The organism is uncultured Dokdonia sp., assembly GCF_947492815.1.
Classification (GTDB): Bacteria; Bacteroidota; Bacteroidia; order Flavobacteriales; family Flavobacteriaceae; genus Dokdonia.
The window spans coordinates 13,874-34,453 of sequence record NZ_CANLOB010000033.1; the positions used below are offsets into that span (position 1 = coordinate 13,874).

23 protein-coding genes are annotated in these 20,580 nt (G+C 33.4%); 8 read left to right on the plus strand and 15 right to left on the minus strand.

What is annotated here, in order from left to right; all coding sequences use genetic code 11:
• Positions 1-38: 38 nt before the first annotated feature.
• From Q1A01_RS21065 to Q1A01_RS21090, 6 genes are all read right to left on the minus strand, one after another.
• Positions 39-860: a hypothetical protein gene (locus tag Q1A01_RS21065; RefSeq protein WP_299684826.1), complete on the minus strand. Its 822-nt coding sequence runs from the start codon at positions 858-860 to the stop codon at positions 39-41.
• A 26-nt stretch (positions 861-886) separates the two neighbouring features.
• A complete protein-coding gene (locus Q1A01_RS21070; RefSeq protein WP_299684828.1) occupies positions 887-1,846 on the minus strand; it encodes a DUF5829 family protein in 960 nt (319 codons plus the stop codon).
• Between the two features lie 80 nt (positions 1,847-1,926).
• The gene (locus Q1A01_RS21075) at positions 1,927-2,880 is read right to left on the minus strand and encodes a prolyl oligopeptidase family serine peptidase (RefSeq protein ID WP_299684830.1); all 954 of its coding nucleotides are present in this window, start codon (positions 2,878-2,880) and stop codon (positions 1,927-1,929) included.
• A gap of 46 nt (positions 2,881-2,926) precedes the next feature.
• Complete coding sequence (locus Q1A01_RS21080) at positions 2,927-3,124, minus strand: hypothetical protein (RefSeq protein WP_299684832.1); 198 nt, start codon at positions 3,122-3,124, stop codon at positions 2,927-2,929.
• A 10-nt stretch (positions 3,125-3,134) separates the two neighbouring features.
• The gene (locus tag Q1A01_RS21085) at positions 3,135-4,352 is read right to left on the minus strand and encodes a GTP-binding protein (protein ID WP_299684834.1); all 1,218 of its coding nucleotides are present in this window, start codon (positions 4,350-4,352) and stop codon (positions 3,135-3,137) included.
• Between the two features lie 191 nt (positions 4,353-4,543).
• Positions 4,544-4,858, minus strand: a complete 315-nt coding sequence (locus Q1A01_RS21090) for a hypothetical protein (protein WP_299684836.1) — start codon at positions 4,856-4,858, stop codon at positions 4,544-4,546.
• 134 nt (positions 4,859-4,992) lie between these two features.
• Here Q1A01_RS21090 and Q1A01_RS21095 point away from each other — a divergent pair, with 134 nt between their 5' ends.
• Positions 4,993-5,478 (plus strand): hypothetical protein, encoded by a 486-nt coding sequence (locus Q1A01_RS21095; RefSeq protein WP_299684838.1) that lies wholly within the window; start codon positions 4,993-4,995, stop codon positions 5,476-5,478.
• Between the two features lie 381 nt (positions 5,479-5,859).
• Here Q1A01_RS21095 and Q1A01_RS21100 read toward each other — a convergent pair whose 3' ends face one another.
• The 5 genes from Q1A01_RS21100 to Q1A01_RS21120 are packed head-to-tail and all read right to left on the minus strand — an operon-like array spanning position 5,860 to position 9,948.
• Positions 5,860-6,261: an NUDIX domain-containing protein gene (locus Q1A01_RS21100; protein ID WP_299684840.1), complete on the minus strand. Its 402-nt coding sequence runs from the start codon at positions 6,259-6,261 to the stop codon at positions 5,860-5,862.
• Positions 6,258-6,539, minus strand: a complete 282-nt coding sequence (locus Q1A01_RS21105) for a hypothetical protein (protein WP_299684842.1) — start codon at positions 6,537-6,539, stop codon at positions 6,258-6,260. The genes Q1A01_RS21100 and Q1A01_RS21105 overlap by 4 nt, the downstream gene beginning before the upstream one ends.
• Positions 6,540-6,542: 3 nt before the next feature.
• A complete protein-coding gene (locus Q1A01_RS21110; RefSeq protein WP_299684844.1) occupies positions 6,543-7,517 on the minus strand; it encodes a deoxyhypusine synthase family protein in 975 nt (324 codons plus the stop codon).
• Complete coding sequence (gene speB / locus Q1A01_RS21115; protein ID WP_299684846.1) at positions 7,507-8,448, minus strand: agmatinase; 942 nt, start codon at positions 8,446-8,448, stop codon at positions 7,507-7,509. Before speB ends, Q1A01_RS21110 begins: the two co-directional genes overlap by 11 nt.
• A 30-nt stretch (positions 8,449-8,478) precedes the next feature.
• Positions 8,479-9,948 (minus strand): arginine decarboxylase, encoded by a 1,470-nt coding sequence (locus Q1A01_RS21120; RefSeq protein WP_299684848.1) that lies wholly within the window; start codon positions 9,946-9,948, stop codon positions 8,479-8,481.
• An 824-nt stretch (positions 9,949-10,772) separates the two neighbouring features.
• Here Q1A01_RS21120 and Q1A01_RS21125 point away from each other — a divergent pair.
• Together Q1A01_RS21125 and Q1A01_RS21130 are read left to right on the plus strand one after the other, a co-directional pair.
• Positions 10,773-10,994, plus strand: a complete 222-nt coding sequence (locus Q1A01_RS21125) for a hypothetical protein (RefSeq protein ID WP_299684850.1) — start codon at positions 10,773-10,775, stop codon at positions 10,992-10,994.
• An 81-nt stretch (positions 10,995-11,075) separates the two neighbouring features.
• Positions 11,076-11,594 (plus strand): hypothetical protein, encoded by a 519-nt coding sequence (locus tag Q1A01_RS21130; RefSeq protein WP_299684851.1) that lies wholly within the window; start codon positions 11,076-11,078, stop codon positions 11,592-11,594.
• Between the two features lie 366 nt (positions 11,595-11,960).
• Here Q1A01_RS21130 and Q1A01_RS21135 read toward each other — a convergent pair whose 3' ends face one another.
• From Q1A01_RS21135 to Q1A01_RS21150, 4 genes are all read right to left on the minus strand, one after another.
• Positions 11,961-12,497: a DUF4252 domain-containing protein gene (locus Q1A01_RS21135; RefSeq protein ID WP_299684853.1), complete on the minus strand. Its 537-nt coding sequence runs from the start codon at positions 12,495-12,497 to the stop codon at positions 11,961-11,963.
• 71 nt (positions 12,498-12,568) lie between these two features.
• Positions 12,569-13,657, minus strand: a complete 1,089-nt coding sequence (locus Q1A01_RS21140) for a BamA/TamA family outer membrane protein (RefSeq protein ID WP_299684855.1) — start codon at positions 13,655-13,657, stop codon at positions 12,569-12,571.
• A 532-nt stretch (positions 13,658-14,189) separates the two neighbouring features.
• On the minus strand, positions 14,190-14,996 hold the full coding sequence (locus tag Q1A01_RS21145) for a DNA alkylation repair protein (protein ID WP_299684857.1): 807 nt from the start codon (positions 14,994-14,996) through the stop codon (positions 14,190-14,192).
• Between the two features lie 34 nt (positions 14,997-15,030).
• Positions 15,031-16,404, minus strand: a complete 1,374-nt coding sequence (locus Q1A01_RS21150; protein ID WP_299684859.1) for a capsule assembly Wzi family protein — start codon at positions 16,402-16,404, stop codon at positions 15,031-15,033.
• A gap of 140 nt (positions 16,405-16,544) precedes the next feature.
• Here Q1A01_RS21150 and Q1A01_RS21155 point away from each other — a divergent pair, with 140 nt between their 5' ends.
• The 5 genes from Q1A01_RS21155 (at position 16,545) to Q1A01_RS21175 (ending at position 20,566) form a co-directional block, all read left to right on the plus strand.
• Positions 16,545-17,402 (plus strand): AraC family transcriptional regulator, encoded by an 858-nt coding sequence (locus tag Q1A01_RS21155; RefSeq protein WP_299684861.1) that lies wholly within the window; start codon positions 16,545-16,547, stop codon positions 17,400-17,402.
• Positions 17,403-17,494: 92 nt separating this feature from the next.
• Entirely contained in the window at positions 17,495-17,842 is a 348-nt protein-coding gene (locus tag Q1A01_RS21160) for a hypothetical protein (protein WP_299684863.1), read from the plus strand.
• Between the two features lie 2 nt (positions 17,843-17,844).
• The gene (locus Q1A01_RS21165; RefSeq protein WP_299684865.1) at positions 17,845-18,339 is read left to right on the plus strand and encodes a DUF1772 domain-containing protein; all 495 of its coding nucleotides are present in this window, start codon (positions 17,845-17,847) and stop codon (positions 18,337-18,339) included.
• A 187-nt stretch (positions 18,340-18,526) separates the two neighbouring features.
• Positions 18,527-19,357 (plus strand): NmrA family NAD(P)-binding protein, encoded by an 831-nt coding sequence (locus Q1A01_RS21170; protein WP_299684867.1) that lies wholly within the window; start codon positions 18,527-18,529, stop codon positions 19,355-19,357.
• A 126-nt stretch (positions 19,358-19,483) separates the two neighbouring features.
• Positions 19,484-20,566 (plus strand): DUF2652 domain-containing protein, encoded by a 1,083-nt coding sequence (locus Q1A01_RS21175; RefSeq protein WP_299684869.1) that lies wholly within the window; start codon positions 19,484-19,486, stop codon positions 20,564-20,566.
• Positions 20,567-20,580: the final 14 nt, after the last annotated feature.

Consider the following 20,580-nt stretch of genomic DNA (forward strand, 5'->3'; position numbering starts at 1 on the left):
AATTTCTAATAGGCTCATGTTTAATAGTAGCTTAGTTTTTATTCTTTTAATGTAATAGTGCGTGTCACTTCATTAAACATTCCAGGAATAAGATTACCTTTGGCATCTATTAGCGCTAATTGTATCGTAACTTCACCTTTGGGTAGTCCTTTGATGATCTGTGGTGCCCATTCAGTAATTATAAATTCTTTATCATTAATTGTTGCACGTACTTTATTTCCATTTTCTGATAAGGTGGTGTTTAATACAAAAAAGTCCAATAGCAAGTTTTCAGTGTCTTTGCCAGTGTATGTTCCTTTAGGACGACTATAAATGAGTGTAGGCGCTTCCATATCTAACTCATATGTGTCTCTTGCATCTGCTCCTACTTCTAGCTTTTGTACAACTACAGAGTTTTCATTTTTAACTGATTCGTGATAAGAACGACTTAAAAAAGCAACTAAGTGATGTACTCCGTCTGGAATTCCCTTTTCAAATGTTGGTTCATAATGCGCGGAGTAAGGTTCATTATTCAATATAAAATGAATGTGTTGCCCCTTATCAGAGTTTGCTAATAGTTGTGAATTAGAGCTTCCCGTTTGCGCTTTTAAGTCATAATTATGTACCGTGAAGGCAAAATTAACTTCACCACTTTCTGAAATCTTACTCGTTTTAGGAGTGTCCATCTGTAATACTGCATTTTCGTATGCTGGTGATCCTTGAAGTTTTTCAAGAGTAATCGATTCTAGAGTACTTTTGTCTACGACCTGTTTATTAGTTTCAACTTTTTCCTTTGAATTGCTCTGCTGTTGTTTGCAAGATACCATTGTAAAAGCAGTAAATACAAGTAGCATAATTAATCTAGTGGTTATCTTTTTCATTGTTGGCTATTTTAAGTTTTAAAAATTTAATGGGTATTACGTATATGTAGTTGGTTAAAATCCCAGGTCGATATCTTTCCTTTATTTGTGATGGTCAGATTTCCTAAATGGCTCACACTATCATCTGCGTTATTTAAATGACAGATTATTTGAGTTATTCTGCTATATTTTATTTCGTTAGATGGCTCAATGACGATGTTGATGTCTCCACTTTTAATGGTATATCTATCTCCATCCTGTGCTATTAATCGGCACTGTAAGTATCCAAGTTCTTGAGCAATCCGTTTAAAATCATTTGGCGTGCAAGTGAGTAGTAAGGTTTTAATACCTTGAAACAGTTTATCATCTGCATAGGAAGAGGCAAGAAAAGCCTCACGAGAATACTCTATATGTTCTTCTTCACTCAGTTCTTCTAGAAAATCAGGATTATAAAAAGCATACCAGGTGTGTAGTGCTGTACCACGACTGGGAGTATAAAATGCTTTGAACCATGTGTGTTCTTGACCATCAAGTGGCATTTTTATCGTTTCTGTAGCATATAGTAACGAATCTTTAGATTCTCTTAATTTAGGCTCAACACCCAAATGAAAATGCTCATCTTTATTTTTTAAAGAAAATCCAATACCACTTTTACCAACAGGCTCATTGTATACATTATCAGGGCCTAAAATCTCAATAGAGTGCTGATGTCCTCTCAAATAACAGGTAGAAGAGTTTTTTACTACAGGTGTAAAATCAGGTAGCCCTGTATCTAAAGCTGCATAAGTACTTTTCCAATGACTGTCTTTAGTCAAATGACTGTATGTAGCACTATCAACTACTACATATAAATGGTCTAATAGGACGTTGGAAACTTCTTTTCCAAAGGTAATATCTAGTTTTTCATGATCAATAAGGGAAGAATCATATTGTTTATGAATCTGTTCTTCACAAGAGATAAAACATATACTTATGATAATGATGGAAATGATAATGTATAATCTCATACTAAATCTGTTTTAAAATAAATTTGATATACCTGAAATGCTTAATTTTAAAATACATAAAATGGTTTCAGTGTATATTTCTATCTGCCGTGTAATTCCATATTTGGAAGTTCATTCAGATCTCTCACGTAATCGTCAAAAAAACGTTTCATCTGTCTAAATACTTCCTTTCGATACTTTCGTATACCGTGATCAGCTCCTTCAAATAATAGGTAACGTACGGGATGTTTTTCTTCATAGAGCTTACTCACTAGTTTTAGTGATTGAGATGCTGGGGTTCTCCAATCTGAACTTCCTTGTAGTATTAGTAAAGGTGTTGTTTTACACATTTCATCTGCCCAAAAAACAGCAGATCTCGCTTTAAGTTCCTTCTCTTTATTTTCTTTATAATAAGGAATGTACTCTTCAAAGACTTCTTCAAACTCTGGTCGATCTTTTAAGTGCTCGAAGGCATCTGCAAAACCAGCAATACTCACCGCGGCTTTAAACTGACAGCTTTCTTGGAGCGCTCGGTAGGTCATGAGCCCACCACGACTTGCGCCTTCCATTCCTATTCTAGTTGTATCTGCAGTATCAAATTCATTTAGGGTATGTACAAGCCCAAGTACATCATTCACGTCCTTACCACCCCAATCTTCTTTTCCTTCACCTCCGTCATTACCACGATATTGACTAGCAGCAACCACATATCCCCAACTTGCTAATCTACCTAGCCAAAAGGCAATGCCCACTTCATTCCAGCTACCAAATTCTGCAGTACCTCCACGATTTGATATAATACAAGGAAAACGACCTTCACCAACAGGCTTTACGATAAATCCTTTGACTTTTAATGAATCAGATAAGTAGGTGATGTTGAAGAATTCAACATTTTTAATAGCTTTCATTAAGTCAGGATCGGCTTTCTGAATGATTACCATTGTTGAATCGCTTATAACAAGTTGCTCTTTTTTAATAATTTTTCCATTCTGAGCTTGAGTAGAGAAAACACTAGAAAGCATTAAAAATAAAAATATAGTTATTGGATATCTCATTAGTTAGACTATTATTTGATGGTCATATTCAATTTGTTAGTTAGTTTCATATCGTGTAGATTTTACATGATTTTAAACTTGCAAATCCTATTACAAAAAATCTCACAGATAAGAAGTAAGACAAACGATGCGATTGATGACCGTTGGATTTTTTGATAGTTAAATGTTGGGAGTTTTCTACATCCGCTTTCGCGAAAGCGGTATAGTCGCCGTATTTTTTTTTGAGGTTTTCAGTTTTAATCATTGTAGTCATTTTAGTGATTTGTAGGGTCCATAGTTGGTATGGGCCAATGGTCTATTAATGGCAATTCTCCCTTTTTCCAGAGTTCTTGCTCTGATGGTGTTAAAAGGCAATCATTAAGAAGTTCATTCATTTTTTTTCTATCCAAATGTTGCGCGATAAATACTAACTCATTCTTACGATCACCAAAATCATGATGCCAATCTTTCTCAATAAAATGTTGATTATCTACAAATGCTATGTAATTGATACGTTCTGAAAAAGGCATAGAGGCCCACCACACGCCTGCGGGATCTGTTTTTAATGAGCCTCCAGCCGAACTCCATATCAAGGCTTGTGAAGAACGTGATGCTAGCCAAAATAGACCTTTACTCCGAATGATATTTGCAGGAAATCCTGATCTAGCAAATTCCCAAAAACGTTCTGTATGAAATGGTATTTTACTTCTAAAAACCATAGAGCCAATTCCATATTCTTCTGTTTCTGGGGTATGCTCGTTTTCTAATTCTTGAATCCAACCTGCTGAATTTTCGGCTTCTTCAAAATCAAACCGGTGAGTTCCAACAATTTCAGTTAATGGCACTACAGAATTTGTAGTTGGGATAATTTTTGCCTTTGGATTTAATTTTTGAAGTATACCGTACAACTGCTTGAGCTGGTCTTCTGTAATCAAGTCAGTTTTATTAAGAAGAATAACATTTGCAAACTCTACTTGATCCGTGAGTAAATTCACAATCGTACGGGTATCACCTTCTATCTCGGTTAAACTACGAGAGGTTAAGTAATCTGGACTTGAAAAATCTTTTAAGAAGTTAAATCCATCAACGACAGTTACCATGGTGTCTACATAACTAAAACGACTCAAATCTATGCTACCGTCTTCACTTTCAAAACTAAAAGTTTGTGCAACAGGAATAGGTTCAGAAATACCCGTGCTTTCTATAAGTAGATAATCAAAACGCTTTTCCTTGGCTAATTTTTCAACTTCGACCATTAGATCTTCTCGAAGTGTGCAGCAGATACAGCCGTTAGACATTTCAACAAGCCTTTCTTCTGTACGGGATAGTGTGTTTTCGTTTTGTACGAGTTGTGCGTCAATATTTACCTCGCTCATATCGTTTACGATGACAGCAACTTTTAACCCTTTTTTATTGTGTAATATATGATTGAGCAACGTAGTCTTACCCGCGCCCAAGAAACCGCTAAGTACGGTTACTGGTAATTTGTTCATTATCTATGATATTAAAATTGAATAAGTAGAATTGGAGGAAAAGTAGATTTTCCAATCCATCAATAAGAGATAATCACAAAAGAACCACTAAGCTTAAGAGCAAATGAATAATTGTATATACAAAGTATAACCTTCATTACTTGGGTTGCTATAATGTATAAAAAATGATAGTTCTTAACGGAGAGTTGCAATTACCCCAAAAGAAATATAGGTGGTGGTTTGTTATAAACAGTAGTAGGAGTGGCTATTTTTGCAAGTGGACTATGATAGATACTATATGGCACATATGCATTTGGTATATTTAAAGGGGCTTCAGTAGTGTATGAGAGAGTTCCTAAAAATAAATCTAATTCTTGAGTGTGGGATATACTATCACAGAGTTCACAAGCAATAAGATCATCATCTCCAGACAAATGATCAAATGCATGTATATCTACAATCCTTGGAATAAGGAAAGCAACCAAAAACAAAAAAGTAGTTATATGTTTTAAAAAAGGTTGTTTCATAATAGCTTTTACGCACACTATAAAATTAATCATTTTTCGTCAATCCAAAGCGAATGATGATTATAATTCTTTTTTTAAGCTACACTCTTAAAATTGAATACCTTTGTATTCTTAATCTAAAAATACTTTTACTTATGAAATACGCACTAATTTTCGCATTGCTTTTTTCTGTAATTTCCTGTAAACAAAACCCTGCTGATACTGTTGAGCATAAAGAACTTGTTGCCATGCATACAACCATGGAAACAGCTCACGAAGCGATGACTATTGAGCACGACGCTATGAAAGGAAATCATGAGAAAATGATTGAGGCTCACGAAATAATTAAAGATGATACGTTGCACCTAGCAGTAGAAAAGCAGCACAGTAATTTGCTAGCAAATCATCAAGAATTAATAAATGCGCATACAGCACTTTTAGAAAAACATTCAGAATTAGAAACAAAGCATGCAGCCGGTGAGATGACTTTAGCCGAAATGAAAGAAGAGCATGAGGCAATGAAATCTGAGCACGATAAAATGGAACAAGAACATCAAAAATTAAAAAAAGAACATGACCGTATTGCCAAAGAGGATAAGAAAATGATGATAGAGCATACAGAAACAGCTACTGAAGAATAATAAAATTTTTAATTTTAAATAAATCTTGTATCAAAAAGTCTGAACTCTCGATGCTCGGAGTCACGAATCAATTAAAATCTATCTAAAATAAATAGCTTGACCTTTTATTTTAGATAGATTTTAATTTTCAAAGCAGAGCTTTGTCAAAATCAACGAGGTACTCCTGTTCGACAGGATGCCACCGCACCTCCTCGCTCCTCATTATATAACATTCTCAAAATCTTATATAGTCATTCGGTCGTTGTCGAGGTCACTTAAATACTGTAAACCTTTTTTAACATTAGTATTTAAAAAGGTTTTTTCGTTTTAATCTCTAAATCGATTTTTTGCGATAAGTTTCTTGCAACTAATTACTTAAAAATTTACACTTTTAAGTAAAATTCATTTATACTGATCAAAATATAATGTAACTGCTGTTCTATCTTCTTTATCTAAATATTCTAAAGTATCGTACCAGAATATCCATAAAACATTTTTGAATTTGTGAGGTTCAAGGTTTTGAATTTTTTCTATAGCTTTCTCAGTGATGTAATAATGTTTGCTTATTTCTTGTTGATTTTTGTTTCTACTATCCTTTTTGCTTAGAAAATAAGTTAGATCTTCAATACTTAGATCTACTCCTATTTCTTCATAGATTTCTCTTACTAAAGAATTAATAGTGGTTTCTTTTTTCTTCTTAATTCCTCCAGCAAGAGAATACTTCTTTTTTGAACCAACTTTTTCAAGAACAAGTATTTTGTCTCCTTGAATAGCAATAAGTCTGGATTTATCGATTTTTTTCATGAATCTTCAATATTCATATCTGTTAATGTATCATTATCTGTGTCAAATTCTTTGATTGCAGAGACTAAACGTTTACTCACTTTTACCAAATATTTTGTATCCTCAGTAGTAATTTCAATGGCTTCTATTAGTTCATAGTTTGCATTCCTAAATTGAATGACATCAGAATCGCTATAACCGTCAGGGTATTTTTGTACAACTAGGGCTAAAATTTCAGGAGTTAATTTTTTAAAATCGACAATAACTCTTTTTAAGTTTGGATTATATTTTTTTTTCATAGGTTACATATTTAATAAGTAGGCAAAAATTAAGGGTGCTACAATTGTAGCATCAGATTCTATGATAAATTTTGGAGTATCTATATCTAGTTTTCCCCACGTAATTTTTTCATTAGGTACAGCGCCACTGTAAGATCCATAACTAGTGGTTGAATCACTTATTTGGCAGAAGTAACTCCAAAAAGGAGTATCTGTAAGTTCCATATCTTGATAGAGCATCGGAACTACACAAATAGGAAAATCTCCTGCGATACCTCCTCCAATTTGAAAGAAACCAATTCCCATTTTAGAATTATTCGTATACCAATCTGCGAGATATGTCATATACTCTATTCCCGATTTTACAGTACTAGCTTTCAATTCTCCCTTCATTACGTAACTAGCAAAGATGTTCCCCATGGTACTATCTTCCCAACCAGGTACTATAATGGGTAAGTTTGCTTTTGCGGCAGCGTACATCCATGAGTTTTTTATATCAATTTCATAATACTGCTCAAGCACACCAGAAAGTAATAGTTGGTACATGAACTCGTGTGGAAAATATCGTTTTCCTTGAGCTTCAGCGTCTTTCCATATTTTTACTATATGTTTCTGAATTCTTCTGAATGCTTCTTCTTCAGGAATACAAGTATCTGTAACACGATTTAAACCGCGTTCTAATAAGTCCCATTCATCTTGTGGTGTCAAATCGCGATAATTAGGAACACGTTTATAATGGCTATGTGCGACAAGATTCATAATATCTTCTTCTAGGTTTGCACCTGTACACGAGATAATATGCACTTTATTTTGTCTGATTATTTCAGCAAATATTTTACCTAACTCTGCAGTACTCATTGCTCCAGCTAAGGAAACTAACATCTTAGATCCTTTTGTAAGTTGGCTTTCATACCCTTTGGCAGCATCAACTACAGAAGCAGCATTAAAATGTAAATAATAGGTCTCTATAAACTGGGAGATGGCTCCTTTAGTCTTCATCTTGATCGTACTTTAGTTTACTAATATTCGTTTCTTTTTGGTAATCATATAGATTATCATTTTCATCATTTTCGTTTTGCTCTTGAAATTTGTAACTCAACATTTTATAATAAAGTTTTGCTGCTAAAAAATCTGAAGAAGGATCGGTTTCGTTGGGACATAATTCAACCAAATCAAATCCTACTACATTTTTTTGTTCAAAGACTTTTTTAAGAAATTCTAATGTTTCATACCAGAAAAGACCTCCAGGTTCTGGAGTGCCTGTGCTAGGCATGATAGATGGATCTAATGCATCTAAATCAAAAGTGATATACACAGTATCTCCTAATAGTTCTATAACATTATCCATCCAATAACTATCTACCGCCATTTCATGCGCAAAAAATACATTGTCTATATTCATTACTGATTTTTCAGAACTATCCATGCTACGAATGCCTACTTGCACAAGGTGTGTCATTTCGTTTGCTTCATATAAGGCGCATGCATGATTGTAGGCTGTGCCTTCATATTCTTTCCTTAGATCTGCATGTGCATCAATTTGCAATACAGTAAGGTTTTGATAACATTCATTAAAAGCTCGAATAGCTCCAATAGATACAGAGTGTTCTCCCCCAAACATCGTGACAAACTTATTTCGCTTGATGTTAGATTTAATCACTTCGTGTACAGCATTAACCATAGCTTCAGGTGAGCTTTTTTCTGTAACAGCATTTGCTAAATATATCCCTTGTTTATATACTTCTGTATCTGTTTCTATGTCGTATAACTCCATGTTTTCAGAGGCCTGTAAAAAAGCGTCAGGACCTTTGTCAGCTCCTTTTCCCCAAGTGCTGGTTTCATCATAAGTAACAGGTACTAATACTATTTTTGAAGATTCAATGCCTGCATATTTTTCTGGAATTCCAGCATACGTATTTATAGTTTTCATGATCTTTTTATAAGAGGTTATTGAATGTGGTTAATAGGAAGTCCTTATAGCTTCCTTCACTTCTTTAATGGTTGTATTTGCTTTCGCGAAAGCGGTATTAACTTTATAATCATATCCTAAGATAGATAAGAGGTCTTCAGAAGTTTGTTGATTTGAGAAGATGGAAGAGATGCTATTTCCTTCTTCATCGCGATCAATTATAATATGTTTGGGTGTCGGGATTAAGCAATGTTGTAATCCTCCAAAACCTCCTATGGTTTCTTGATAAGCTCCCGTATTAAAAAAGCCAATGTAAAGCGGTTTCTCTTCACCAAATTTTGGCAAATAAATGGCATTCATGTGTTGTTCACTATTATAGTAGTCATCACTATCGCAGGTAAGACCTCCTAATAAAACACGTTCATATTCTTTATCCCAACCAGAAATAGGGAGCATAATAAAGCGTTTATTGATAGCCCATGTATCTGGTAATGTGGTGATAAAAGAAGAATTAATCATATTCCATTTTTCTCGGTCATTTTGTTTTTTTTGATAGAGCACTTCATAAATAGCTCCTCCCGATTCTCCGACAGTAAAACTTCCAAATTCAGTAAAAATATTTGGTACGTCTACGCCTGCTTCTTCACAGTTTTGTTTGATTTGACGAACAATCTCATCTATCATATACGCATAGTCGTATTCAAATGCCAATGAGTTTTTAATTGGAAAACCACCTCCTATATTAAGACTATCTAAACTGGGGTTTTCTTTTTTCAGACTTACGTAAACTTTCATGCATTTTGATAGTTCATTCCAGTAGTATGCTGTATCACGTATACCTGTATTGATGAAAAAATGTAACATCTTAAGAGACACCTTTGGGTTATTCTTGATCTCTTGATGATAAAAAGGCAAAATATTCTTGTAACCAATACCAAGTCTAGACGTGTAAAATTCAAACTTTGGTTCTTCTTCTGATGCAATACGTATTCCGATGTTGTATGTATCTTCTATAACTTCATTAAGAAGGCGTATTTCTTCGTAATTATCTATAATAGGAATGCAATTTTTATGACCGTTATTAATAAGTCTTGCAATATTTTGGATGTATTGATCACGTTTAAAACCGTTACATATAATAAAAGTGTTGTCTTTGATTTTACCTTGTGCTTTGATATTTTCAACAATATCAATATCAAAAGCAGATGATGTTTCTATATGAACATCGTTTTTAAGTACCTCATCAAGTATGTGTTTAAAATGAGAACTCTTAGTACAATAACAATAGTTATAATTGCCAGCATACTGGTTTTCTTTTATTGCTTTATTAAACCAGTTTTTAGCCCTTCTGATATTTTCAGAAATTTTAGGTAAATAGGTAAATTTTAAGGGAGCTCCATATGTGCTTATAAGCTCCATTAAGTTAATCCCGTGGAAGTTGAGTGTATTATTTTCTAGATAAAACTCTTCTTGTGGGAAATCAAAAGTTTGATCTATAAGATCTATATATTTTGTTTTCATGATGCATATGAGAAATTAGAAAAATAGGAATGACTCAAATGAGTATTTTGATCAAGTTTTTCTATTGACTCAAATACGAAAAATAAAAACGGTAGCTGGGTCAAAGGTTCGTTGCTTTGACAAGAGGTAAATACTTTTAATTTCAGAAGTCAGCCAGAGAATTCGGTTCCTTATCCCTAAGGCAGCTTTTGGAGTAGACTTCTTTATGCTCCTAAGCCCGAATCTGAAAAAAGATTCCATTTAATAAAGGCAATGCGTTCTTTAGAGTGAACTCATTATTAAAACAAACATACTAAAAAAAATGATATAGAAAATATATTTTGATAAAGTAAATACATGAGTTTTTAGCTTTCAAAATATTGATCTAGAAAATTTTTATTTTTGTAAATCATTCATCAAAAAATTTGAACTCTAGATACTCGAGGTCACTTAAAGCAAAAAAAACTGTATGAAAATACTGCCTTTTTTGTTTTTCAGGCTATCAAAAGCGTATGCTTTTATAAAGAATGAGAAAACCAAAATTTACTATATAGTTGTAGGTTTATAAATATCCAAGAATTTTAATCATTAGAATTCCCAAGTGCTGTATACAGGGTGTTTTATAAGAAAATTTGAATACGAATGGTTTTCATGAAATGTTAAAACTTTCTTCCACTTGATACATTTACGGTCTTACTTTGGGGTAATATATTCACTTATCTAATTATTTACTAGTAAGTTATTATCTTAATTTACTTCTGTTCTACTTTTTTTTGTATAACTTTAGTTTCGTTAATATTTGATATTATCATTTAAATTATTACTAATCTTTAAATTTTATTACGATGAAAAAAAAGAAGTTGAAAAATCTAAATTTCAAAAAAGAAGTAATTTCTAAATTATCTAGTAGTTCTATTATAGGAGGTCTTGGCGTTGCTTCACAGCATAATGGTCATACTGAATGTCCTAATACAGTTATTTTTGATGAGTGTCTAACTTCGTTTGATTACGAGTGTCCTTGGTCTAATCAGACTGTAGATCCTAATGACAGTCCTAGAATACTATAATAAAACAAACCCTGTGCTAGCTAGTGCAGGGTTATTTAGTTTTTTCCAATTAAATATAATAGATTACTAAAGAGTTCTAATTTGAGTATAAAAATAATTTCTAAAGACGGATTTGATCATCAAATAGGGATTTTAATTTCTGAAATGGAATATGTCAGAAATAAGACCTATAGCTTACTAAATTCAAAAAATCTCACAGTCCATTATTTAGACTATAATTTTGATGAATATAGTAATAGTATCGGAACTTTATTACTGCATATTGTTGTTCATGAATTTAAATTTCAGTTAAATCATTTTTACAAGAGAAATATAACTAAAGATGAGTTTAAATTATATGGCAATGCTATGCCATCAACAATGGGCAAACGACTAGTTTATGGGAATGATTTAAATTTCTATATCAATGAAATGAAGAGCGTTAGAGAAAATACCTTGTCATATTTAAAAGACTTGAAAGATGAATGGTTATTTAAAGACGTACTTATGTCTAACGGTGAAAGTATAGGAAATTACTATTATCAATTGAGACATGTGATTGATGACGAAATTAACCATCAAGGTCAAATAAAAATGATTCTAAAAAGGTTGAAGGAATAAAAATATATGAGCAAAAGAAGAATAAGATAAGATACTAAGTTTATAGATTATCATTTTTTATAGAATGATGAAGTTTTGACTATAAAACATTTTCCTATAAATTTCTTAATTTCAGGTAAATCATTAATTTAAAAGTTAAAACTTTGGATACTCAGAGTCGCTTAATACAAAAAATGCTGGCCTTTATATTTTTACTTAAGAACTCATTCAGAATATATAATTCTATTAATCAACAACAGCATTTTTTTAGAAACATCTTAGGTATTCCTGTTCAATAAGATGCCACTCCAACTCCTCACATCTAATTATTTAAAGTCTTCAGGATTTTAATATAGTCATTCGGTCGTTATCGAGATTATGAACAATTCAATTTTGTATAATCCCTGGAGTACTGGAACTCGTATTTGTAAATTGATTTATGAGTCCATCTCCCAACTTATCAAAATCTTTATTAGCTACCATTTTCCTAATTTGCACAGGGTTAAAATTTCCGTTGAAATATAAAAAGGAACCATTTGTTGCATCATTTTTGTACACGAGAATTTCTTTTACCACATCACCTCGTTCTCTTATAGAGATTACATTACGTTTATTGTCATCATTATTGCGGTATACTTCTATAAAAGAACTACCCGTTATTTTTGTCATTTGCTCATTCAAATAGTTAGTACGCTCTGATGTCTTACTTGGAAATTGCATATAACGTATATCCTTAGTATTACCGATAAGTGTATTCGTTTCTGGTGAGATACTACTTAACAATGTAAACATAAATCTAGGCACACGAACTGCTTTTACTTGATTTTCATTTTTATGAGCATTATAAAAAGCGTCTATAGAATTATAGCTCCCGCAAGAAGTAAGTAAGGTAATACTAATCAATAACAGTAGTCTTTTAAACATAAAGTAATTTTTAAAATTGTTCTAAATATAAGTAAGTAAATAGACAATTTTAAAATTACCCCCTAAGTGTATTAAAATGCTTCAGCAATAGTAAAGTAGAAATAATTAGAACTTTCTCCGAACCCATAGTCAAATCGTAGGTTTAGGTTTTCAGTTTTATCCAATTTAAAACGTATCCCAGCACCATAATTGGGTCTAAAATTAGAGAGTTTAAAATCTGGTACTCTATTTGCTACATCTCCAGCCCCTACAAAGGCTACAGCACCCCATCGAGAATCTCCAAAAGACTTACGGTATTCCATTTGTCCAGCAACTAAATGTCTATCTACATATCTACCTTCTCGATACCCACGCATGATTTCGTTTCCTCCTAGTAATGCCAATTCATTAAACGGAACATCGCCGCTTGAAAAACTTCCTAACAACTGAAAACCTAAAATATCTTGTCCGTTTTCTGATAGTCCAAGGAAATGACGAACGTCAAAACGTGTTAATCCAAAAGAATGTGTTCCTCCTAACACTTTTCCATATACACCATGAGTTGCTTCTATATACCAGCCATTTTCTGCATTGAGGATGTTATTTCTACTATCATATAAGACCGCTGCTTCAACACCTGATGAAGTACTTCCATTAAACCCTGTAATAGTATCAGGTCCCACTGCGATGGCATCTTCTTGTTCAAATGCTACATTCGAAATGGTATTGTAGCGTATACCCGCTCCAATAAAAAGATATTTTGTAAACATCTGCTTTAAAAAAATAGGCTCAAATAAAAATTGATAGTAGTTATATTCAAGTTCATTTTCTTTTGGACTATCACGTCCTATCCCATAAAATAAACGGGGATAATTTTGAAATAGTAAATTCCCTTCTATTACCCATTTTTCTTGATTTGTAAATACCTCGAAACCAGAGTAAAATATAAATTGATTATTCAGTGTATATCGAATAGACATAGGAATATTTGAAGCTCTTGTCTCTTCTCCACTCCCATTGAATTTAAAAAGATATTTAGCACCAGTTCCTATAGCTAGGTTTGTTTCTGGACTATACGTCATCACTGGCGCTGCAATAAACTTCTGCAAATAGAGCGTCGAATCTTTTTGATGTTGCTTTTTGTTAGGGTAAAAAGTGAAGAACTCAGCTAATTTTTCCAAGTTTTGCGCTTGTATTAACTGACTACTAAAAATAATTAGGACGAATAAAATAGTGCTTCTTATACTGATAAACTTCATTATACATTATGATATTGGTACTGCAAGTTTAACATCTTTTCCTTTAGAATAAGACTAAATGATAAATTTTAACGTATCTCAAAGCCTTTTTAAGCTTTATTAAAACACTACTAAAATCCTTTGTAGCGCAGTAAGTCTATTTTTTTTATTAAATTGATAAAAATTTAAAATCAAACTATTATGGGTGTAGGTGGAATTCTTTTTGGAAGTCTTGCAGTTTGCTTAGTATTAGGCATCATAGCAATGATTCAAGGCGAATAATTTTTTATCAATACGTTGATATCATTTTTTAGCTTAAAATATCAAGCAATTGCTTATTGGAGCTATTTATTGATAGTTAGTGAGTGTTTACATAATACAGTAATTGGTTAGTTGTATACAATACATCTACATAATATTCACGTTACATGAGCGTACTCAAAAACTAACGTATTACAAAAAATAACAGCCTATTTTACTTGTTTTTTTCTATCGTTCGCATTCCTTTTTTAAGAATGTAAAGCGTTTCTTTAGTGGGCATTTCTTGCTGCCATTTCTTATGTATAGAATGTACCCAATCAGGTTGTGACTTACTAGCATCATTTAACCAGTTTCCAACAGAATCACGCACATATTTAGAAACATCTGATTTTAATACCTCTAAAATGGGAAGTGCGCGCGCTGGATCTTCTTGAAATTGTGGAATTTTCTTAGTCCACACGCCTACAGGTCTTAATACCTCAGCAGCATATCTACGCACATTTTCATCCGTATTTTTTGCCCATGTAGTTAATATAGTAATTGCAGTGTCTATGTCCTCTATTAAACGCTCTTTGGTTGCAAAAATAACAACCTCACGTAACCCAAAATGAGAATCGGCGGCATAGGATTGCATGGCATTAAGTAAAGTCTCTGTAGTGTCATAAAAAAGACTCTCTGTCCAACATGCCCAACATCTTACTATATCACTTGGGTGTGTGGCTAAATACGCTTTCGCGAAAGCGGAATTAGAAAGCTGCGCAAAGGTCTCCCCTATTACTTTGGTAGTACTATTTGCTGTAGGTTTCTTTTGTGCATGTACAGCTGTTGTAAACGACGGAAACCAATTCATTTTATCGAGAGGTTCCAGTACTGTTTTTAATAACACTAGTTGATCTACAGCTAGCCATTCCATTAAATTCTTGGTTTCGACTTTTCCAGCATTTAAGTATGTTAATACTTCTGGATCTAAATCTTTTAGACTTCTAGGACCTTTTCTATCTGTAATATGTGCTGGTATCATTTTTACTTACTTCCTGTTTTAAATTATAACACAATTAAAAAGTATACTTGTAACCTACACCAGCTCCAAAAAATGTATCACTATCTTCATTAAAATCTGCTCCAATTTCGGCACTAAAAATGCCTATTTTATCGATAGGTAAGATAGTCTTAAAGTAACTATATACAAAGGTATCTTTAGGGGTTCTAGGTACTGCAAAAGTTCCTAAATTTTCTACGTAAGTTAGCTTTAAAAGATAATCTAACTTCCAGAAACTTCCTGCAACTCCTAAGTGATGCGCATTACTTCTATTATTTGTATTTGGATCTACACCGTCTATATTAGGAAAAACACTTATAAACGGTAATCCTATGGTACGTCCTTCATAGGTCCATCCAGATCTATATGTTCCATTTACAAAATAATTATCTCCTCCACTTTGCTGTCCGCCAGGGTTCTCTATAGCCGTTGGACTTCCGCTTTGTGAGGTTGTCTGTATATATTCATATAAAAAAGTTTTAAAAAGCTTAGAAGATTTAGGAGAAACCGAAATCCCCCATACACCATCAGGAAAATTATTGAGTTCTAATCCTGAACGATCTTCAAATAATGATTGATAGTATATATCAAAATCAACAGCATCTGTATTTCTCTTTTTATAGGTAACACTGTAAGAACCTATATGATTTCCTAAGGTATTTGCTTGATCTACAAAATCGGCATTTTCTCCTCCTCCCTTTCCAAAAAATATTTTTGTAAAATCAGAAAAACCATCAGGTTGTTCTCCACGTAACGGTGAAGTTCCTCCCCATTGTGCGACGTGTTGTAATCCAAAACGAACACTACTACTCTCATTGAAATCCCAATTAAAATATAGGTTTTTGTAATGCACGTTTACATTATCTACAAAACGATCATCATTCAATATAAAATGTGCAATAGTTCCATCTACCGAAAAATTCTTAAACAAGGTAATTGGAGCTGCATTTTGAATACTAATACCCGGTAATGCGCGAGTATTGGAAGAAAATAAAATATTACGTCTCACCGTTGATAATTCATATGTATTATCTGTAAAGTCTTTAGATCCTATGGTAATATCGATCCATGAGTTTCTAAAACTGGCATATAACTCAGCACGTTGTACACTTGGGTCTATTCCATCACGGGCAACTCCAGATGCTTTTATCACTATAGAACTATTTGGTGATAAGGCGTAGTCCGCTTTCGCGAAAGCGTATACCAAGCCATTAGTTTCAGGCCCTAATCGTCCATATGTATTTGTGAATGTCCAAAATGGGAGTTGTTCATTCGCTACATATCCGAATGTCTCTATACCTCCACTAACGTTTATATCATCTTGCTCTTGGGACCATGTCAAGATGCTAATTCCTATAGTAAAAAGTATGGAAAGGAGCAGTTTTTGCATAAGTAGAAAATTTTTCTAAATATAGTAATACAAACTTTCAAAACAGGTTTTTTTCTCTATATTTCAAGATACCGCTTTAAAATATTACAGCGATTTTACATAAAAAATCACATAACAAATATGTATTTTTATAGTGAGATATGACTCGGGATTTTATACATATTAATGACTTTATTGTTTTGGTTGAAGAAGCCAAAGCAACCACTATAGAGGTAGATGCATGTCACTTTGAAGAGTCACTTATTGCCGTAGCCTTTTATGGCTCTGGAAATGTAGATCTTGCTGTTCAATATGGTGAAAAGAAAAAACAATTTAAACATACAAAAGGACTAGCGCTCTCTTTTTATGCAGATGATCAAGTGACATTTGAACACACTATTTCTCCTGATAAAAATTTAGAGTGTATTGTCGTGGCTACCGCTTTACGTCATCTAGATCAACTCCCTAATCAAGAAGGTGAGATTTTTAAAGAGTTATTACAAGAGTTAGTACATCCCAAAGATCATTATGTAGAAGGACCTAGTTTTTTGATGACTCCTGACATGCAACGTATTGTAGATAACATCTTTGCAAATCAATATTCAGGGAAAACAAAAATGATGTTTTTTAGAAGTCAGATGACAGCACTTCTCTCCCATTTCTTTGGTCAACTTGCTATAATACCTGAAACTTCCACGGCATCATCAAATTATTGTGATCAACTAAATAAGGTGAAAGAGATTCTTATCAATAACATAGAAAATCCTCCTTCTCTTACAGAACTTTCGCAACAAATAGGATTCAATACTACCAAACTCAAAAAGGAATTTAAAGCTGTTTTTGGAGTTCCTGTATTTAAATACCTTCAAAATGAACGTCTTTCTTTAGCGCATACACTTATCAGTAAAAAAGAAGCAACTGTACAAGAAGCTGCTTGGCAAGTTGGTTATGACAGTTTGAGTTCTTTCTCAAATGCTTTCGCTAAAAAGTTTGGCTACAGACCCAGTCAAATCAAGTAACGCACTTTTCGAACAAATCAAACTTCCGCTCGAATAAATGATTCGAGCTACATGCCTGCATCTTTGTATCATCAAAATATTAAAAATATAAGATGATGACAACACTTATAAAACTCATAATTGGACTCACCTTTTCATTAGTCCCGAGCACCACTACATCCAATACAACATCAGAAGGGATCACACCTATTATTGTTGAAAATAGTGTTCGCTCTGAAAAAACAACTGCCTACGAAATACTCAATAAGAAATGTAATGTCTGTCATGCTAGACGTAATAAGAGACGTGTCTTTACACTAGAAAACATGACTCCATGGGTAGATGATATATACACCCAAGTTTTTATCAAAAAGAGAATGCCTAAAGGGAAAAAAATCAAATTGACAACTACAGAATATCAGCAATTATTAACGTGGATCACTTCCACACAAAATCAATAGCAATGGAACTTTCTATCAAAACGTGGGTGCTTTTAGTAAGTATCCTATGTACAGGACTTACCGCAGGATTATGCTTTACGTGGTCTAATGCCATAACACCTGGTATAGGCAGGCTAGATGATCTCTCGTTTTTACAGTCATTTCAAGGCATGAATAGAGCTATCATCAATCCTAGTTTTTTAATCGTGTTCTTTAGTCCTGTAGTATTACTTTTTCTAAATGTATATTTTTTTAAAGAAGCGCATCGTGCTACATTTTGGTCATTTCTTATTGCCGCTATTCTCTTTTTTGTAGGCGTAGGATTAATTACAGTTTTCAAGAATATACCACTTAACGAAATGCTGGACAAAGCTTCTTTAGAAACCATGTCTGCTATTGAACTAAAAGAACTACGAGAAGTCTTTGAAAAACCTTGGAATCGCTGGCATATACAACGCACTATCGCCTCATTTACAGCCTTTGCATTAGTACTTTTAGGAATGATATATACAAAATAATAATACTGTATACGCTCTTGCCTGCCGGCTAGGCAGGTTTGCGAAATCGAGCTTGTGAGACCTGCTTGCCGGCAGGCAGGTTCACGACCAGAGGGAGAGCAAAGCGATAAAGCGTACTATAGGAGAATTCATCATTCACATCAAAAAACAAATAACATCAATTAATACTCATAAAAACGAACAAACAATGAAATCAGAAAACATCTTAGTCATCGGAGGAACCGGAAAAACAGGAAAAAGAATTGTACAACAACTTCAAGAACTTGGACATCACATACGTGTAGGATCAAGATCGAATCAACCGTCATTTGACTGGCATCAACCAGAAGGTTGGGCAAAAGCATTAGAAGGAATGGATAAAGTATATATCACATACCAACCAGATCTAGCAGTACCTGGTGCTTTAGCAGCCATAGAGCAATTGGTAAAAGAAGCGCAAAAAGCTCGTATTAAAAAACTTGTCCTATTATCTGGCAAAGGAGAACGTGAAGCCCAATTGTGTGAACAAGTAGTGATACATTCAGGAATTGCCTATACGATTGTACGCGCCAGTTGGTTTCACCAAAATTTTAGCGAAAGCTTCTTATTAGATCCTATTTTAGAAGGTGTCGTAGCACTTCCACAAGCAGCAGCAAAAATTCCATTTGTAGATGTACGTGATATAGCTGCCGTAGCTGTCCAAGCATTATTAGATGAAAAACATCATGGACACATTTACCAGCTCACAGGACCACGAACATTAACATTTAAAGATGCCATTAATGAAATTGCAAAAGCGAGTAATAGAACCATTACATTTATCCCCATAAGTGTATCTGAGTATAGAGAAGGGATGTATAAAGCAAACCTTCCTAAAGACTTTATATGGCTTATTGAATACCTATTTACTGAAGTGTTAGGAAATCCGAGCAACTCAGAAATCACAGGTGATATAGAAAAGATACTAGGTAGCAAACCCATCGACTTTAGCGAATATGCACAACAAACAGCAGCTACAGGTATTTGGAATAAGAAGTAATATAGTAGATGTCCCCCAAGTCTTTAATAATTTAAAATTATTAAAGACTTTTATTACTATAAGATAATATTCATTTTTTTTACGACTAATCTAAAAATCATATTTGAATATTAATACCTTTAGTGTATGCCAAAATCTTTACTTTTTATTCCTGACATTTCAGGATTTACAAAATTTGTTCAAACTACGGAGGCAGAACATAGTCAGCATGTAATTGCAGAGCTACTAGAGGTACTCATAGAAGCAAATACACAACAATTACGTCTTGCTGAAGTAGAAGGCGATGCCTTGTTTTTTTATAAAGAAGGACAAATACTTTCTCAGGAAAAACTTTTGGCACAAATTGAAACGATGTATACCGCTTTTTATAGCCACTTAAAACTACTAGAGAAAAATAGAATTTGTCCCTGTATGGCGTGTGCAAGTGCTATACATCTTGAACTTAAAATTGTAGCACACGTAGCAGATTTACAATTTATAGAAGTACAAAACAATAGAAAGCCCTTTGGAGAAGCAGTAATCAAAGCCCATCGATTACTCAAAAATTCGGTGGAGAGTGATAATTATGTACTGTTAAGTAAAGAACTGGCTACAGAAATCAAAATGCCATTAGACTATAAAAGTTCCTTATTCCGCTTTCGCGAAAGCGTAAACACTTATGATAATATTCCTGTTCATTATATTTTTTCAGAAATTGCCGTAGATAATTTAAAATTACAACCCTTTCAACAAGGACAAACCATCACACTTTTACGTCCTCCAAATTTACAAATTGAGCGTACCATTCCTGCAAATGCAGAAAAATTACTAGAGCTCATCACCAATTATAAACACAGACATTTATGGGCTGTAGGTGTCGATGAAATACACTATGATGAGCATGAAGTCACTCGGTTAAATTCTGAGCATATGTGTGTGATTGGAGGGAAACATTTTAATTTTAAAGTGGTCAGTAAAGTTCCGAAAGCAAATGAGATTGTATATGGAGAATATACCACAAGCCCTCCACCAGTAGATACATTATATCATTTTTTTAACATCAAACCTATTTCAGATACGAGTTCGCAACTTACTGTCGAGTTATTTTGGGAAGCTCGCTCTGTAATTAAAAAGTTGATGCTTGCCTTATTTGTTAAAAAAGGGTTTAAAAAGAATATCAATACATCATTAAATAAATTACAAGAAGTACTTGCAAACGATCGTATTTAGATTAAAGGTCATCA

Bases quoted from the DNA above. Each gene is read 5' to 3' on its own strand.
- Q1A01_RS21170 (WP_299684867.1), top strand. From the start codon at position 18,527: ATGAAATCAGAAAACATCTTAGTCATCGGAGGAACCGGAAAAACAGGA.
- Q1A01_RS21150 (WP_299684859.1), bottom strand. From the start codon at position 16,404: ATGCAAAAACTGCTCCTTTCCATACTTTTTACTATAGGAATTAGCATC.
- Q1A01_RS21095 (WP_299684838.1), top strand. From the start codon at position 4,993: ATGAAATACGCACTAATTTTCGCATTGCTTTTTTCTGTAATTTCCTGT.
- Q1A01_RS21165 (WP_299684865.1), top strand. From the start codon at position 17,845: ATGGAACTTTCTATCAAAACGTGGGTGCTTTTAGTAAGTATCCTATGT.
- Q1A01_RS21085 (WP_299684834.1), bottom strand. From the start codon at position 4,352: ATGAACAAATTACCAGTAACCGTACTTAGCGGTTTCTTGGGCGCGGGT.
- Q1A01_RS21075 (WP_299684830.1), bottom strand. From the start codon at position 2,880: ATGAGATATCCAATAACTATATTTTTATTTTTAATGCTTTCTAGTGTT.
- Q1A01_RS21145 (WP_299684857.1), bottom strand. From the start codon at position 14,996: ATGATACCAGCACATATTACAGATAGAAAAGGTCCTAGAAGTCTAAAA.
- Q1A01_RS21065 (WP_299684826.1), bottom strand. From the start codon at position 860: ATGAAAAAGATAACCACTAGATTAATTATGCTACTTGTATTTACTGCT.
- Q1A01_RS21125 (WP_299684850.1), top strand. From the start codon at position 10,773: ATGAAAAAAAAGAAGTTGAAAAATCTAAATTTCAAAAAAGAAGTAATT.
- Q1A01_RS21135 (WP_299684853.1), bottom strand. From the start codon at position 12,497: ATGTTTAAAAGACTACTGTTATTGATTAGTATTACCTTACTTACTTCT.
- Q1A01_RS21155 (WP_299684861.1), top strand. From the start codon at position 16,545: ATGACTCGGGATTTTATACATATTAATGACTTTATTGTTTTGGTTGAA.
- Q1A01_RS21175 (WP_299684869.1), top strand. From the start codon at position 19,484: ATGCCAAAATCTTTACTTTTTATTCCTGACATTTCAGGATTTACAAAA.
- Q1A01_RS21080 (WP_299684832.1), bottom strand. From the start codon at position 3,124: ATGATTAAAACTGAAAACCTCAAAAAAAAATACGGCGACTATACCGCT.
- Q1A01_RS21160 (WP_299684863.1), top strand. From the start codon at position 17,495: ATGATGACAACACTTATAAAACTCATAATTGGACTCACCTTTTCATTA.
- Q1A01_RS21105 (WP_299684842.1), bottom strand. From the start codon at position 6,539: ATGAAAAAAAAATATAATCCAAACTTAAAAAGAGTTATTGTCGATTTT.
- Q1A01_RS21110 (WP_299684844.1), bottom strand. From the start codon at position 7,517: ATGAAGACTAAAGGAGCCATCTCCCAGTTTATAGAGACCTATTATTTA.
- speB (WP_299684846.1), bottom strand. From the start codon at position 8,448: ATGAAAACTATAAATACGTATGCTGGAATTCCAGAAAAATATGCAGGC.
- Q1A01_RS21120 (WP_299684848.1), bottom strand. From the start codon at position 9,948: ATGAAAACAAAATATATAGATCTTATAGATCAAACTTTTGATTTCCCA.
- Q1A01_RS21090 (WP_299684836.1), bottom strand. From the start codon at position 4,858: ATGAAACAACCTTTTTTAAAACATATAACTACTTTTTTGTTTTTGGTT.
- Q1A01_RS21100 (WP_299684840.1), bottom strand. From the start codon at position 6,261: ATGAAAAAAATCGATAAATCCAGACTTATTGCTATTCAAGGAGACAAA.
- Q1A01_RS21070 (WP_299684828.1), bottom strand. From the start codon at position 1,846: ATGAGATTATACATTATCATTTCCATCATTATCATAAGTATATGTTTT.